Genomic DNA, 15,317 nt, shown 5'->3' with positions numbered 1-15,317 from the left:
TGGCGTCGGAAGGATGGATTTTCCAGAGACGGTCCGGTACAATTTCGTCAAACTGTAATGGATACAAATGCAGTACAGATGGATGTAACCACGCATATTGCGGGCCCGCGGGGCACGCTGGTCGAACAGGTGATGGACGAGATCCGTCAGCGGGTGATGCGGCGCACGCTCGCACCGGGAGCCAAGCTGCCATCAATTCGCAGCCTTGCAGGCACAATGGGCGTTTCGAAATCGACAGTTGTCGAGGCCTATGACCGGCTCACCGCGGAAGGCGCCATCCAGTCGCGGAGAGGCTCGGGCTTCTACGTGGCCGGCCATCTGCCGCCGCTCAGCCTGACAGAAATTGGCCCGCGTCTCGACCGTGCCATCGACCCGCTATGGGTGTCGTGCATGTCGCTTGAGGCTGGCGAAGACGTGGCAAAGCCCGGCTGCGGCTGGCTCCCCGCCGAATGGATGCCCGAGGACGGCATTCGCCGGGCCTTGCGGACACTGGCGCGGGGCGAGACTTCGGCCCTTACCGATTACGCCTCGCCTCTCGGGCTGCATCCCTTGCGTCAACTGCTTTCGCGCCGCATGGCCGACCATGGCATCGAAGCCGCGCCGGACCAGATCATGCTGACAGAGTCAGGCACGCAGGCAATCGATTTGATCTGCCGGTTCCTCATCGAGCCCGGCGATGCGGTTATTGTGGATGATCCCTGCTACTTCAACTTTCACGCCCTGCTCAAAGCGCACCGTGCCAAGATCATTGGCGTGCCCTTTACGCCGTCGGGTCCCGATCTTGAACGCTTTGCCGCTGCGCTCGAGGCGAACAGGCCGCGCCTCTACATCACCAACGCGGCATTGCACAATCCTACCGGAGCGACCCTCTCACCAGTCGTAGCCCACCGCCTGCTGAAGCTTGCCGAGCAATATGGCCTGACGATCGTCGAGGATGATATCTTTGCTGACTTCGAGCAGGAGTCCGCTCCCCGTCTTGCCGCATTCGACGGTCTCGAACGGGTGATCCACATCGGCAGCTTCTCGAAGTCGCTATCCGCATCGGTGCGCTGTGGCTTCGTCGCGGCGCGCCGCGATTGGATCGAGGCCCTGGTGGACATGCGTGTCGCGACCTCCTTCGGCGCTGGCCGCATTTCGGCGGAACTGGTCTTCCTGATGCTCAAGGATGGCGGCTATCGCAAGCACATCGACGGGTTGCGCACGCGCCTGGCGCGCAGCATGGGTGAAACCCTGTCCCGGTTGAAATCCGCGGGCGTTACGCCGTGGATCGATCCGCGCGGCGGCATGTTTGTGTGGTGCAAGCTGCCGCAAGGTGCGGATGCGGCGGCAGTCGCACAGTACGGGCTCACCGAAGGCGTGATCTTTGCACCCGGGCAGGTGTTCAGTCCCTCGCCTGGCGCAAATGCCTACATGCGCTTCAATGTTGCGCAATGTTCCGACCCGCGCATTTTCCGAACTCTCGAAGATGCGCTCGCTCGGGCTCAGATGGCGCCTGCCATCTCCTGAAGCGTCAGAACCGTGCGCCAGTTGCGCGCCGTCAGCGGCACTTTCAAAACCTTGTCTAGCGCTTCCGCCAGCTTCGAGGTGCCGAAACCGTCGGGCGTGTAGAGATAGAGCACGCGATTGCTGACGGTGAAGCTCTCGGATCCGCGTGCCCTCGTCTCAAGCTCTGTAAGAGCAGCATCTGTCGGTTCGCTATCAAGGATTACTGCATGCAGTGATTTCGGATTTTCCTTGGCCTGCGGATAGGGATTCTTAGCGACCATGCAATTCCATTCGTCGATACTGCGAAGCGAGACGCGAGACTCAAAGCCGAACGTCTTTGGAAAGAGATCGGCAATCATCTTTTCGATACGCGCTGCGGTCTGGTTCGATTTGAAGACGACATTACCGCTCTGAATATAGGTCTTCACGTCCGCCAGACCCGCCTCCTCCAGCGCGCTGCGCAACGTCTCCATTTTGACGAGCTTGTTGCCGCCGACATTGATGCCGCGAAACAGCGCGATATAGACCGTCATTGCGTTTCCCCCTCCAGCCGCTCGGCCAGATCCCCCAATTTCAGCACTGTATTCCAATTGCGCGCCGTCGCGGCAACCTTCAGCGTCGATTCAATTTTGCCATGCAGTTTCGACTGCGATGCCCCCTGCGGCGGATAGTAGTAAAGGACCTTGCCCAGAATTTTGAATTGTTCCGGCAACCCCGCCGCCTTCCGCTCAAGGGCCTGGACCGCCTCCTTTTCAGGCTCCTTCTCCAGAATGAACGCGTGGAGTTTGTTGCCCTCGGCCGCGTGCTGCGGGAACGGATTGCCGGCAATGAGGCTCGACCATTCCTGCCGGTCGAGGATCATGGTTGCCTTGGAGAACGCAAAGTTTTCCAGTGCGATAGAAGCTACTCTTTGCAAGATGGTTTGCCGCTGAAGCTCCGACACCAAAACGACATTGCCCGTATTGATATAGGTGGCGACCTTGTCGAAGCCGTCATCGACCAGCGCGTCCTTCAGCGGCTTGACGGGCAAGAGGGTTGCCCCGCCCACGCCACGGAACAGGACGATATAGGTCGTCATCAGATGATCAGTCCGGCAATCGCCTCATTGTCGGTAATATCCTGATAGGCCCAGCCCGCCTCATCGAAGCGTTTGAACAGAATGTCGAAATTGACCTTGTTCTTGGTCTCGATGCCAATCAGGACCGAGCCGAAATTTCGCGCCGACTTCTTCAGGTATTCGAAGCGCGCGACGTCGTCCTCGGGTCCGAGAAGATCGAGAAAGGAGCGCAATGCGCCGGGGCGCTGCGGAAAGCGGAAGATGAAATACTTCTTCAGACCTTCATAGCGCAGCGATCGCTCCTTCAGTTCCGGAAGCCGCTCGAAATCGAAGTTGCTGCCTGAAACGACGAGGATGATCCGCTTGCCCTTGAGTTCGCTCTTCTTGAAGTCCTTGAGCGAGTCGATGGCGAGCGCACCGGCCGGCTCCAGTACGATGCCTTCGATATTGAGCATTTCGAGGATCGTCGAACTCAGGCGGTTCTCCGGAATCAAAGTCACAGCGTCCGCTGTGAAGCCTTTGAGAATCTTGAAATTTTCGCGCCCGATCTCGGCCACTGCAGCGCCATCGACAAAATTGTCAACGGTGTCGAGCTTGACGCGCTTGCCCGCCTCGAGACTTCGCTTGAGGCTCGGCGCGCCAGCCGGCTCAACGAAACGAAAGCGCGTTTCCCAGCCGAGTTCGCCGAGATAGCGGGTAACGCCGCCAGATAAGCCACCCCCGCCGACGGGGAGGATCATCAAATCCGGCTTGCGCTTGTCCGGTAGCTGATGGGCAATCTCGAACGCGACCGTCGCCTGTCCGGTGATGATATCGTTGTGGTCGAATGGCGGCACCATGACGGCACCCGTTTCGGCGGCATAATCCTGCGCGGCGACATAGCATTGGTCGAATATGTCGCCGACAAGGCGGATCTCGATAAATTCGCCGCCGAAGGTACGCGTCTTGTCGATCTTCTGCTGCGGTGTCGTCACCGGCATGAACACGACGCCCTTCTTGCCGAAATTCCGGCAGATAAAAGCGAAGCCTTGCGCATGATTGCCCGCGGAGGCGCAGACAAAGCTGGTGTCTTCGCCTTTGTGCTCGTTCAGGTAATGCGCGATGAAATTGAACGCGCCCCTGATCTTATAAGAGCGAACCGGCGACAGGTCCTCGCGTTTAAGCCAGATCTGCGCACCATACTTATGGGACAAATAGTGATTGAGTTGCAGCGGCGTTTCTGGAAAAAGGACGCGCATTTTTTCCGCCGCGCGCTCCACGGCCTTGATGAATGCAGTCATAGGAACAGGTCAACCTTCTCGAATGTCCTGACGTCGATAATGCCGACATCGGAAATACGCAATTCCGGTATCACGACGAGAGCGAGCAAGGAATGCTGCATATAGGCGTTGTTGAGGCTGCAGCCCATGGCGCGCATGGCCTTGACCAGTTTGTCCGCCTGCTCGGCAACGACCTCGGCCCGCTGATCCGACATCAGGCCGGCAATCGGCATCTCGACCAGCGCCAGTTCGCGCCCCTTCGAGAACAGCACCACGCCGCCGCCGACCTGGCCGAGCCGATTGGCAGCCTTGGCCATGTCTTCCTTGTTCGTACCGACGACGATCATGTGGTGGCTGTCATGTGCAACCGTGGATGCCATAGCGCAATCAAGCGTATAGCCGAAGCCTGAAACGAAACCGTTGACCACTGCGCCGGTACCGCGATGGCGCTCGACCAGCGCGATCTGGCAGACATCGTTGCGCCGGTCCATCTGCACGATATCGTCGGAGACGGTAAGATCGGCTTCAAGCGCACGTGTCGGCGCCTGGTTCTCGATCACTCCAATCACCCGGGCCGTGACATGCTTTGCGGGCTTCGGCGCCTTGATGTCAAAGTCTTTCGCCGCAAGCTTCTTGCCGAGCTTGATCGTGTTCTTTGCGAACGCCAGATAATTGTAGGGCGGGATCTCGGCGAGGAGCTTGCCCTTTTCGGCCACATGCCTGCCGCGCGCATAGACGCGGTCGATCGTCAGGTTGGCAAGATCCGAAACGATGAGGAAATCCGCAAGGCGTCCCGGGGTGATGGAGCCAATCTCGCGCTCAAGGCGGAAATGCTGGGCGGTGTTCAACGTTGCCATCTGGATCGCAGTCACTGGCTTCAGGCCCTGCGCGATCGCATGGCGGACGACGCGGTCCATATGACCTTCATGCACGAGCGTTCCCGAATGGCTGTCATCGGTGCAAAGAATGAAATTGCGCGGATCGAGCCCCTGCTCGGTCACTGCCTTGATCTGGCTGGCAACGTCATACCAGGCAGAGCCCAGCCGCAGCATCGCGCGCATGCCCTGGCGGACGCGCGCAATTGCGTCGTCCATGCGCGTTCCTTCATGATCGTCCTCCGGGCCACCCGCAACATAGCCGTGGAAAGCCCGTCCAAGCTCGGGCGAAGCGAAATGACCGCCCACCGTCTTGCCGGCGTTCATGGTCGCATCAATGCCGCCGCGCATCGTGGCATTGTTGCTGGCGACGCCCGGAAAATTCATGACCTCGCCGAGACCGATGATATTCGGCCAGGTCATGGCTTCTTCGATATCCTGCGGACTGATGGCGGCGCCGGCATTTTCAAGGCCCGGGGCTGACGGAACGCAGCTCGGCATCTGCACATGGACGTTGATCGGCATCGCGAGCGCTTCGTCATGCATGAGGCGCACGCCTTCGAGCCCAAGCACATTGGCAATCTCATGCGGATCGATGAACATCGAGGTCGTGCCATGCGGTATCACGGCGCGTGTGAATTCGGTCACCGTCACCATGCCGCTTTCGACGTGCATGTGCGCATCGCAAAGACCAGGGACGAGGTAGCGTCCGCCCGCATCCACCACCTTTGTCTTCGGTCCGATACAGTGCTCGACACCATGCCCGACAAAGGCGAACCGGCCGGCCGCGACGGCTATATCCATGCCTGCAATGATTTCACCGGAATAAACGCTGACGAGGCGACCATTGCGCACCACGAGATCGGCATGTTTGCGGCCCATCGCGACATCGACCAGCAAGGATGCTGATTCCGTCCAGGACTTGGGCTTTCCGCCATGATTTGCTTGCTTGACCATTAAACTGCCTCTGATGCTTGGTGGTGCGAACAAACCTATACTAAAGCCTAAGGCATAGTGGGTTTGTTCACAGTCGCTCTGTCAAAAATATTCACGAACCCCATGAATTGCTTGACATACCGGCCGTGGTTTCGTCCGATAGACTGGATGCTACGCGCCGAAAGCGACGCTGCCAATATCGGGAGGAGAAAGATATTGGCAAGCTTCGGCGCCATGGTTCGTTTCGAGTAATTTCAAGAATCGTCTGGGAGGAACAAAGATGCACAAACTCATCTCTTCGCTGGCTGCCACGGCTGCCTTCGCCCTTATCGCCGGCGGCGCCAATGCCGCTGGCTATCCCGAGCGCAGCATAACCATGGTCGTGCCCTTTGCTGCAGGCGGACCCACCGATACCGTTACGCGCCTCGTTGCCGAATCGATGTCGAAGGATCTCGGGCAGCAGATCGTCGTTGAGAACGTCGGCGGCGCCGGCGGCACGCTGGGCGCCTCGCAGGTCGCCAAGGCTGATCCCGACGGCTACACCCTCCTCCTGCACCATATCGGCATGGCAACGAGCGCCACGCTGTACCGCAAGCTTCCCTATGACACGCTGAACGCCTTCGAATATGTCGGCCTCGTCACCGACGTGCCGATGACCATTGTCGCCAAGAAGGATTTCGAGCCAGCGGACATGAAAGGCCTCGTCGAATATGTGAAGGCCAACGCTGACAAGATTACCCTCGCCAACGCGGGCATTGGTGCGGCTTCGCATCTGTGCGGCATGCTGTTGATGAGCGAGATCAAGACGTCGCTGGTAACGGTGCCTTACAAGGGAACCGGACCTGCCATGACCGACCTTCTCGGCGGCCAGGTCGATTTGATGTGCGACCAGACCACGAACACGACCAAGCAGATCAAGGGCGCGACGGTCAAGGCCTATGCCGTGACCTCGGCCAAGCGCCTTGATGCCCTCCCCGATCTGCCGACGGTTGCGGAAGCTGGCCTGCCGGGCTTGCAGGTCGGCATCTGGCACGGCATCTACGCGCCGAAGGGAACGCCGGCGGATGTCACCGCGAAGCTCTCAGCATCGCTGCAGAAGGCGCTGAAAGACCCGAATGTCGTCGCTCGCTTTGCCGAACTCGGCACCGTACCGGTCACCGACGCCGAGGCTACGCCTGACGGGCTCAAGTCGAAGCTTGAAAGCGAAGTTTCCCGCTGGAAGCCGATCATCGAGGCCGCGGGCCAGTACGCCGACTAGAACTATTCGCCGGTTCAGGTCCTCATGGGCCTGAGCCGGCCCATTACAAAGAATTTATTGGTACGGGGGACATATGAAATCCTTGAGTTTCAGTATGCGCGACCTGATATGCGGCCTGTTTTTCATCGCAGTCGGTCTCTTCTTCGCAATTCAGGCCTATGGCCTCGATATCGGAACGGCCTTCAAGATGGGTCCGGGCTATTTCCCTCTGGTCCTCGCCGGCCTGCTCGTCATTTTCGGGATCATCGTGATCATCCAGGGCACGCAGGTCGAGCATGAGCCGATGGGTCCGATCGCCTGGCGCGGCATGCTTTTCATCCTGCCAGCTCCCATTCTTTTCGGCCTCACGGTGCGTGGACTTGGCTTTGTGCCTTCCCTGTTCCTGTCCGGCCTGCTCGCCGCCTTCGCCAGCTCGAAGATGCGGCCTGGAACCGCCCTTCTCCTCGTCAGCGGGCTGACACTTTTTTCGGTAATTGTTTTCAGCTACGCGCTTGGCCTGCCCTTCCGGCGGTTCGGCCCCTGGCTCGGACAGTGAGGCCAAGATGGAACTGATCGACAATCTCACGCTTGGCTTCGTTACCGCGGGACACCCGTGGAACCTGTTCTTCTGCCTGATCGGCGTTATTCTCGGCACGCTGATCGGCGTATTGCCGGGCATCGGCGCGACCGCGACGATCGCCATGCTTCTGCCGCTCACATTCCAGCTCGAGCCGGTCTCTTCCCTGATCATGCTCGCCGGCATCTATTACGGCGCGCAGTATGGCGGCTCGACGACGGCGATCCTGATCAACATGCCCGGGGAATCGTCCTCGGCGGTCACCGCCATCGACGGCTACCAGATGGCGCGCAAGGGCCGCGCCGGCGCAGCGCTCGCGATAGCCGCCATTGGCTCGTTCTTCGCCGGTACCGTTTCGACGATCCTTGTCGCCGTCTTTGCGCCGCCGCTCACCGCCGTGGCGCTGCAATTCGGTTCAGCCGAATATTTCTCGCTGATGATCGTCGGCCTCGTCTCGTCCATCGCGCTTGCCCATGGCTCGGTCATCAAGGCGCTTGGAATGGTGGTTCTCGGGCTTCTGCTTGGGCTTGTCGGCACCGATATTTATACGGGTACGCCGAGGTTCAACCTCGGGATCCTCGAACTCTCCGATGGCCTGAATTTCGTCGCCCTCGCCGTCGGTGTCTTCGGCATCGCCGAGATTCTGCGCAATCTCGAAAACGAGCATGAGCGCGACGTCATGATCAAGAAAGTGACCAATCTCTGGCCGACGCGCGAGGACTGGAAGGCCATGACTGCGCCGATCCTGCGCGGCACGGCGATCGGTTCGGCACTTGGCATCCTGCCCGGGGGCGGCGCAATTCTCGCTTCCTTCGCCTCCTATACGGTGGAAAAGCGCATCTCGAAAACGCCGGAAGAGTTTGGCAAGGGCGCCATCGCCGGCGTTGCAGGACCGGAATCCGCCAATAATGCCGGCGCGCAAACGTCGTTCATTCCGATGCTGACCCTCGGCATTCCGGCCAATCCGGTCATGGCGCTGATGATCGGCGCGATGATCATTCAAGGCATCGTTCCCGGCCCCAACGTTGCCACGGAACAACCGGCGCTGTTCTGGGGCATCATCGCATCGATGTGGATCGGCAATCTCATGCTGATCCTGCTCAATCTGCCGCTGATCGGCCTTTGGGTGAAGCTGCTTACGATCCCCTATTATATGCTCTTCCCGGCGATCATCGCGTTCTGCTCGATCGGCGTCTACAGCGTCAATTCCAATGTATTCGATCTCTACGCCGTCGCCTTTTTTGGGCTTCTCGGTTACGGGCTCTCGAAACTGCGCTGCGAACCGGCGCCGCTTCTCCTCGGCTTCGTGCTCGGCCCGCTGCTCGAGGAACACCTTCGCCGCGCCATGATCATGTCGCGCGGCGACCCGACGACATTCGTGACGCGGCCGCTGAGCCTCGGTCTGCTGCTCCTTGCGGCTGCCGTCCTCGTCGTCGTGCTCCTGCCGAGCATCCGCAAGAAGCGCGACGAGGTCTTCGTCGAGGATTGAGGTGCCTAAGGCTCTGCCGGACCTGGAACGAGGACGTAGCTTACGGCCTCGTTCCGATCCGGATAATTCCTGAAGTTGAGCGAAATGTGCCGCACATCCGTGGGCGGTGTGGGCACGCCGGCAGCGCTCATCAAGGCCATGACGCCAGGATTGAGACCCTCACCGAACCAGACGAAGAGCGCCGGAAACTTTATTCGCGCCGAGGCGTTCGGCATCTCCATGTGCACTGGCGTGAGTGACGTATCATAAAGCCGCAAATTGCCGGGGAATTGCGGGCCGTCGGAAACAACCGACTGATAGCTGCCCTCGGCACGTGTTGTGGCAAAAAGCTTCGCATAGTCGAGCTCGCCGATATAGGGATCTTCACCGTCGCGGGCGTAGAGCATGTTGATGGCGAGGCCCGGAATGACGATGAGGCCGCAGATCGCCCCGACCACGGCAAAGCGCTTCAGGGGAAGATCTGATCTGATGAACCGGTCGAGCAGCACGGCAAGATACAAGGGCGACAGGAACAGGACCGGCTGCAGCCAGCGATCCTTGACCTCGGCAGCGCCGCTGATCAAGACGCCGACCGCAACGCATGCGAGCGCGAACCAGATGAGCCGCGCAACGAACTTTTCCCCATCGGTCGCGCTGGAGCGCGCTGTCACCCGGTCGCGGCGGCTGCGCCACCAGGCAATGCCGAAGAACGCCAGCGCGACGCCTGAGAAAAGCACGCTGTTGAGGAGCACCTTCCATTCGCCGTGAAGACGGCTGAAGAGAAAATGGCCGCCCGCGTTCATTTCGAACTTGTGCGTCCGCGCAAGCAGGTTTTCGGTATGGGCGAGCGCCCAGAGGCCCGTCGGCGTGACGGCAACAACGAAGGCGAGGACAGCAACGATCGTTGGACGCGAAAGCAGCACCGCACGATAGGACGGGATGGAAAGACCAGCCAAAATCAAAGCGATAAGAAAGAAACTTGCATTGAATTTACCAAGAAGGCCGGCGGCGATGCCGAGCCCGAGCAGTACCGCCGAATGCCAGGACCGCGACTTGATATGCCAGGCAAATGCGAGGAAAGCCCAGGCGCAACCGGTCGTTCCGCCGACGGAGTGGGTGAGCGTGCGCTGCGATTCCCACGAAATTTGCGGCAGCATGAACATGCCCAGCATGCCTGCGGCGGCGACCATGCGCGACAGCCCGAGGAGCCTTGCGCCAAAATAAACGCTGGCAAAGAGGCTCGCGAGCATGCTGAATTTGACGAGATAGATCGTAAAGAGACTGATGCCCAGAACATCGCCGGCTATGCTGTTGATCCACGTATAGAGCGGCGCTTGCGAGCCGCCATAGCCCCATTGCAGGGCCCCGACATAGGCGAGTTGCTCGGCGTCATCGACCCCTGCCCCATTCGAGATCATCGTCAGGAAGAATATCTGGAAGGCGAAATAGCAAAGCACGAACAGCATCGCTGGATTGCTCGCGGCGAATGACTTGATCCTGGTGGTCGGGGTCTGTGCTGAAATGGCCGGCATCATCTTCTCTTGGCGTTGGAAGTGCCGCTTTTATGCGATGTTGGATTCCAAATCCACCCGCCATGCCTCGCCTCACGCAAGCGTGCATGGTGCGGACGGCGGGGATCGAACCCGCATGACCTGTGGCCGAGGGATTTTAAGTCCCTTGCGTCTACCAGTTTCGCCACGTCCGCGCGCTTTGCTTTTCAACGGTTCAAGCGATTCAGTCAATCGTTGATTTGCCGTCGCCGGCCTTCCACGGGAAGAGCAACGACGCCCATCGGAAATGGCTTGCCGCAGGCCCCGCCTGCAATTACCGTCGCCGTCCGATAGGAGAATCTGATGTCGAACGAAGTCGTGACCGCTGCCATGCTTGCCATCGGGGATGAATTGCTCTCCGGCCGGACAAAGGACAAGAATATCGGCCATCTCGCCGATATCCTGACGGCGGTCGGCATTGACCTTGAGGAGGTGCGCATCGTCCCCGACGAGCAAGAGCGCATCGTCGAGGCGCTGAATGCGCTGCGTGCCCGCTATGACTATGTCTTCACCTCCGGCGGCATCGGTCCTACGCATGACGACATTACCGCCGATGCTATCGCCAAGGCATTCGATGTGCCTTGCGAACATGATGCCAGGGCCATGAAGATCATGGGCGACAATTATGCGGCGCGCGGCATCGAGTTTACCGAAAGCCGCCAGCGCATGGCCCGCATGCCGCGCGGATCGGAGCATATCGCCAATCCGGTTTCAACGGCCCCGGGCTTTCATATCGGCAATGTCTATGTGATGGCCGGCGTTCCATCGGTTTTTCAGGCAATGCTCGACAACGTCTTGCCGACTTTGCGTGTCGGCCAGCAGTTGTTGTCACGCTCGGTCAATTGCCCGTTTGGCGAAGGAACAATCGCCACTGCGCTGCGCGATATCCAAACCGCCCATCCCGATACGATCATCGGTTCCTACCCGAAATATGAAAATGACAGGTTCTCGACCGAACTCGTCATCCGGGCTCGCGATAAGGAAAAACTCATCGCCGCGGAAACCGCGGTCAGGAATATGGTCGAGGGCTTGTCGGCATCGCAGCTTGGACGCTGATACACATCGAATTGACGCCAGCTTACGGAAAACGCAAAGAAATTCTTGTGTTTAAGGGGTATAATACTGTCAGATGCGCCGAGCGGCGCAAGATATGATGGAGACCACTATGGCATTTCGCACGATCATCGCATTCATTCGCAGCGAACGTGAAGCAAAGAGAGTGATCGATGCCGCAAGACTGATTGCTTCGTCGAGTGAGCGAACCCACATCATTGGTCTCTATACGATCCCCTCGCCGATCGTTTACGCCGACCCTACCGGCTTTGCCGATACGACGCTGTTTGAAGCGCATGAGCAGCGGCACAAGGAAAATTCCGAGGCGATCACCAAGCTTTTCAATGCCGAAATGGGGCGCGGCAAGATCAGCCATGAATTTCGCATCGTGCGCTCGGAAAGCAGCAGTCCTTCCGCAGGGGTCACCCAGAGTGCGTTGCGCGCCGATATCATCATTGCCGGTCAGCCTGACCCGAACGATCCCGACAGCGTCAACGATGTCACCGATCCGCTTGTGATGGAAAGCGGCCGGCCGGTGCTCTTCGTTCCCTACAAGGTCAGCATCCCTGAACGGATCGATCATGTGGTGCTTGCCTTCAATGGCAAGCGCGAGGCGTCGCGCGCCGCGTTCGATGCGCTTCCCCTGCTTCTCAAGGCGCACTCCGTCGATATCCTGTGGATCGATCCCAAGAAGCCGGTCGATCCCAGCCTCGAAATCCCGGGCACGCCGCTTTCCGATGCGTTGCGGCGTCACGGCGTGAACGTCACGCCCCACATCGTCGACTCTCATGGTGAGGCCACTGACAAGGTGTTGCGTCGCCGCATTGCCGAAACCAATGCATCGCTGTTCGTGATGGGTGCCTATAGCCAGTCGCGCCTGAAGGAATGGGTGTTCGGCGGCGTGACCAGTTCGATCATGGCAGACATGCCATGCCTGACGCTGATGTCGCGCTAGCGCCCGCAATACACATATTTCGAGTAGTCGCGATGGGCCAACATCGCATGCCGCTTGCCATCGGCCGGCATTTGCCGCTATTGCGAAATGCATTCCGAGCGGATTTCCGCTATTTTATCGATCCAGCCTTATTGGAGTGCGCGCCATGTCCCTGCCCGACAAAGCTTTTCCGGTCTCCTGGGACCAGTTTCATCGCGACGCGCGCGCCCTCGCCTGGCGCGTCGCCGGGATGCAGCGCGAATGGCGCGCCATGGTGGCGATCACGCGCGGCGGGCTTGTTCCAGCAGCGATTATCTGCCGCGAACTCGGCATAAGGATGATCGAGACAGTCTGCATCGCCTCCTACCATGATTATGACGAGCAGGGCGATCTCAAGGTGCTGAAGGATGTCGATGCGCGCCTCCTCGAAAATGAGGGCGAAGGCATTCTCGTTGTCGACGACCTCACCGATACCGGCAAGACGGCGGCTATCGTCCGTTCGATGATGCCAAAGGCCCATTTCGCCACTGTTTATGCCAAGCCCAAGGGCCGCCCGCTCATCGATACGTTCGTTACGGAAGTCTCGCAGGATACCTGGATCTATTTTCCCTGGGACATGGGCCTGACATATCAGGAACCGATAACCAAGGGACACCGTGGCTGATCGCTAGAGCCAGCCGCTCTTGCGGAACCGCCAGAAGAGGATCAGGCACACGCACAGCATCAGTGCCATGATCCAGTAATAGCCGTTCGGCGAGTCGAGTTCGGGCATGTATTTGAAGTTCATGCCGTAGATCCCGGCAATTGCCGTCGGCACGGCGAGGATTGCCGCCCATGCGGCGAGCCGCTTGGAAATAATCGTCTCCTGGCTTTGGCCGACGAGCAGGCTCGCCTCGAAGGCGAAGGCGAGAACCTCGCGCAAACCGTCGATCTTTTCCTGCACCGTGCGCACATGATCTGTCACATCGCGAAACAGGGGCTGCATCGCGGTCTGTATCTGCGGCAGGTCCGTATTGCTGAGCCGCCCGCATACATCGACCAGTGGACCAATGGCGTTGCGCAGGCGCAAAAGATCGCGCCGAAGCATGTAGAGCCGCTCCAGATCGCTGCTGGTCATGGGCTTGGTCAGGACGCGGTCTTCGATCGACTCGACCTCGTCATGGATCGACTCGAGCACCGGCATGTAATTGTCCACGATGAAATCGAGAATGGCGTAGAGGATGAAATCCTCGCCCTTGGCCAGGGCGTAGGGCGATGTTTCCCAATGTTGGCGGACGGCCGTGTAGGACGTTGAAGGTCCGTGACGGACGCTGACGAGATAACCCTTGCCGACAAAGACATGGGTCTCGCCGAAAGCCACCCGATTGTCGATGAGTTGCGCTGTGCGCGCCACCACGAAAATCGCATCGCCATATTGCTCGAGCTTCGGCCGTTGGTGCGCGTGCTCGGCATCCTCTATCGCAAGGCTATGCAGGCCAAACTGGTTCTGTACCCGGTGCAGGAGTTCGCCGTCAGGCTCGAGAAGCCCTATCCACACCACATGTCCGTCTTTCTTGGACCAGTTGCCAGCCTCATCGATCGGAATATCGGCAATACGCTTGCCATTGGCGTAAACACACGAGGCAATGACGCTCGAACGGCCGGTGTCCGCGGTCGAAGTGTGCGAATGAGGTAAATCGTCATCGAAAGACGAATGTTGGGAAACCATTGCACCTCCGATCGCGTTGAACGAACAGATTATCGCGTGTAGCGATCCCTTTCCAGTTATCACTTGGTCGTGTGGTTGGTTGGCCCTGCAATTAGAATGGTGGATCGTGAGATTTTTGCACTGCTGTTCAAAAAATCGTCACAAGTGGCGTATAAGCAACCTGTAGTTGGGCCGAAACACTTGTGAATTCGGAGAATCGGTCCACATTAATAGAAAATAGTAAGACTAAAGTACGAGCGGAACATTGAACGTAACCTACCTGGATGAGATCGTGACCGACAAGCGAATTGAATTGCCAAACGGCAAAATTCGCCAGGTGGCGGCGCTTGTCTATCGTACGAAGAAGAGCAAGACGGAAATCTTGCTGGTTACGAGCCGGGGTACCGGCCGTTGGGTGTTGCCCAAGGGCTGGCCGCAGGTACGCAAGACTTTCGCTCAGTCCGCACGCACCGAAGCCTATGAGGAAGCGGGCGCACGCGGCGATGTCGCGCCCTTCTCCATCGGCACCTACACCTACAAGAAGAGCGACATGTGCGACGGCGAGAATGGCGACTTTATTGTCGACGTTTTTCCGATGCATTTTTCCCGGCAGGAAAAGAACTGGCCGGAGCGCGGCCAGCGCCGCATCGAATGGATGAGCGTGGCCGCCGCAGCAGAATGCGTCGACGAGCCCGAATTGCGCGAGCTTATCGCCAGCTTCGATCCTGCAATCCTGGACCTTCACTAGTTTCAAGCGCGCTGATTTCCGCTGACTTGACGATCGTCGTCGTTTTTCGCGACGCCTATCCACAGGCGTTTTTTCCGCAAGGTTCTCCCCGTTATCCACATATGTGACACACAAGATATTGCGGTCACAAATATGTAAAAAACTATGCCTTGACGCTCACGCCCGAGTCATTTTTTATGATCGACGGCGTTGCGTTCGTGGCGTGGCCGGCGTGTCTGTTACCGGTCTTCTTACCAGTTTATGCAGGTTTTTCCGCAGCTTGGCCTGTTGTGCCAAGGCGTCGGCGAAGCTATGCCCGGATGGACAACTTCCTTCCAACTGCTGGCAGATATTTCTTGGGTAAACGGCAATTTAACACTATATTTAGTGTTTACAGGGTAGAGTGAATACCAGATAGTGTGAGCACATCATAAAGATGAATCACACGACAGGCGTCAAAAAAAGGGCCGCC

14 protein-coding genes and 1 tRNA gene are annotated in these 15,317 nt (G+C 58.8%); 8 read left to right on the top strand and 7 right to left on the bottom strand.

All coding sequences use genetic code 11. The features are described from left to right. Nucleotides 1-57: 57 nt before the first annotated feature. The gene (locus tag GF108_RS16905) at nucleotides 58-1,506 is read left to right on the top strand and encodes a PLP-dependent aminotransferase family protein (protein ID WP_153669212.1); all 1,449 of its coding nucleotides are present in this window, start codon (nucleotides 58-60) and stop codon (nucleotides 1,504-1,506) included. Here the strand turns inward: GF108_RS16905 and GF108_RS16900 are convergent. The 4 genes from GF108_RS16900 to ade are packed head-to-tail and all read right to left on the bottom strand — an operon-like array spanning nucleotide 1,482 to nucleotide 5,633. Next, the gene (locus tag GF108_RS16900) at nucleotides 1,482-2,018 is read right to left on the bottom strand and encodes a DUF1697 domain-containing protein (RefSeq protein WP_153669210.1); all 537 of its coding nucleotides are present in this window, start codon (nucleotides 2,016-2,018) and stop codon (nucleotides 1,482-1,484) included. The genes GF108_RS16905 and GF108_RS16900 overlap by 25 nt on opposite strands. Next, nucleotides 2,015-2,563, bottom strand: coding sequence for a DUF1697 domain-containing protein (locus tag GF108_RS16895; RefSeq protein WP_153669208.1), 549 nt, complete (start codon nucleotides 2,561-2,563; stop codon nucleotides 2,015-2,017). Before GF108_RS16895 ends, GF108_RS16900 begins: the two co-directional genes overlap by 4 nt. After that, complete coding sequence (ilvA, locus tag GF108_RS16890) at nucleotides 2,563-3,822, bottom strand: threonine ammonia-lyase IlvA (protein WP_027231548.1); 1,260 nt, start codon at nucleotides 3,820-3,822, stop codon at nucleotides 2,563-2,565. The genes GF108_RS16895 and ilvA overlap by 1 nt, the downstream gene beginning before the upstream one ends. Then, nucleotides 3,819-5,633 (bottom strand): adenine deaminase, encoded by a 1,815-nt coding sequence (gene ade, locus GF108_RS16885; RefSeq protein ID WP_153669206.1) that lies wholly within the window; start codon nucleotides 5,631-5,633, stop codon nucleotides 3,819-3,821. The genes ilvA and ade overlap by 4 nt, the downstream gene beginning before the upstream one ends. 259 nt (nucleotides 5,634-5,892) lie before the next feature. Between ade and GF108_RS16880 the strand changes: the two genes are divergently transcribed. The 3 genes from GF108_RS16880 to GF108_RS16870 all read left to right on the top strand — a co-directional run bounded on the left by GF108_RS16880 (nucleotide 5,893) and on the right by GF108_RS16870 (nucleotide 8,915). Continuing rightward, nucleotides 5,893-6,870: a tripartite tricarboxylate transporter substrate binding protein BugD gene (locus GF108_RS16880; protein ID WP_091921795.1), complete on the top strand. Its 978-nt coding sequence runs from the start codon at nucleotides 5,893-5,895 to the stop codon at nucleotides 6,868-6,870. 73 nt (nucleotides 6,871-6,943) lie between these two features. After that, entirely contained in the window at nucleotides 6,944-7,405 is a 462-nt protein-coding gene (locus tag GF108_RS16875) for a tripartite tricarboxylate transporter TctB family protein (RefSeq protein WP_027231552.1), read from the top strand. Nucleotides 7,406-7,412: 7 nt separating this feature from the next. Beyond that, nucleotides 7,413-8,915, top strand: a complete 1,503-nt coding sequence (locus GF108_RS16870; protein WP_153669204.1) for a tripartite tricarboxylate transporter permease — start codon at nucleotides 7,413-7,415, stop codon at nucleotides 8,913-8,915. Nucleotides 8,916-8,920: 5 nt separating this feature from the next. Here the strand turns inward: GF108_RS16870 and GF108_RS16865 are convergent, their stop codons facing one another. Then, entirely contained in the window at nucleotides 8,921-10,426 is a 1,506-nt protein-coding gene (locus tag GF108_RS16865; protein ID WP_153669202.1) for a glycosyltransferase family 39 protein, read from the bottom strand. Nucleotides 10,427-10,513: 87 nt separating this feature from the next. Further along, nucleotides 10,514-10,599 (bottom strand) — tRNA-Leu (locus GF108_RS16860). A gap of 148 nt (nucleotides 10,600-10,747) precedes the next feature. On the opposite strand from GF108_RS16860, the gene GF108_RS16855 reads away from it, so the two are divergent. The 3 genes from GF108_RS16855 (at nucleotide 10,748) to gpt (ending at nucleotide 13,095) form a co-directional block, all read left to right on the top strand. Beyond that, a complete protein-coding gene (locus GF108_RS16855) occupies nucleotides 10,748-11,500 on the top strand; it encodes a competence/damage-inducible protein A (protein WP_153669200.1) in 753 nt (250 codons plus the stop codon). A 109-nt stretch (nucleotides 11,501-11,609) separates the two neighbouring features. Then, nucleotides 11,610-12,452: a universal stress protein gene (locus tag GF108_RS16850; RefSeq protein WP_153669197.1), complete on the top strand. Its 843-nt coding sequence runs from the start codon at nucleotides 11,610-11,612 to the stop codon at nucleotides 12,450-12,452. Between the two features lie 145 nt (nucleotides 12,453-12,597). After that, nucleotides 12,598-13,095, top strand: a complete 498-nt coding sequence (gene gpt, locus GF108_RS16845) for a xanthine phosphoribosyltransferase (RefSeq protein WP_027231556.1) — start codon at nucleotides 12,598-12,600, stop codon at nucleotides 13,093-13,095. 3 nt (nucleotides 13,096-13,098) lie between these two features. Here the strand turns inward: gpt and corA are convergent, their stop codons facing one another. Continuing rightward, a complete protein-coding gene (gene corA, locus GF108_RS16840) occupies nucleotides 13,099-14,139 on the bottom strand; it encodes a magnesium/cobalt transporter CorA (RefSeq protein ID WP_091945747.1) in 1,041 nt (346 codons plus the stop codon). Nucleotides 14,140-14,383: 244 nt separating this feature from the next. Here corA and GF108_RS16835 point away from each other — a divergent pair, with 244 nt between their 5' ends. After that, entirely contained in the window at nucleotides 14,384-14,866 is a 483-nt protein-coding gene (locus GF108_RS16835; protein WP_027231558.1) for an NUDIX hydrolase, read from the top strand. Nucleotides 14,867-15,317 lie beyond the last annotated feature (451 nt).

The organism is Phyllobacterium sp. SYP-B3895 (assembly GCF_009647635.1).
In the GTDB taxonomy this organism is placed as follows: Bacteria; Pseudomonadota; Alphaproteobacteria; order Rhizobiales; family Rhizobiaceae; genus Phyllobacterium; species Phyllobacterium pellucidum.
Note: the sequence above shows the minus strand (reverse complement) of the source record. Positions and strands in the feature narration are given on the sequence as shown.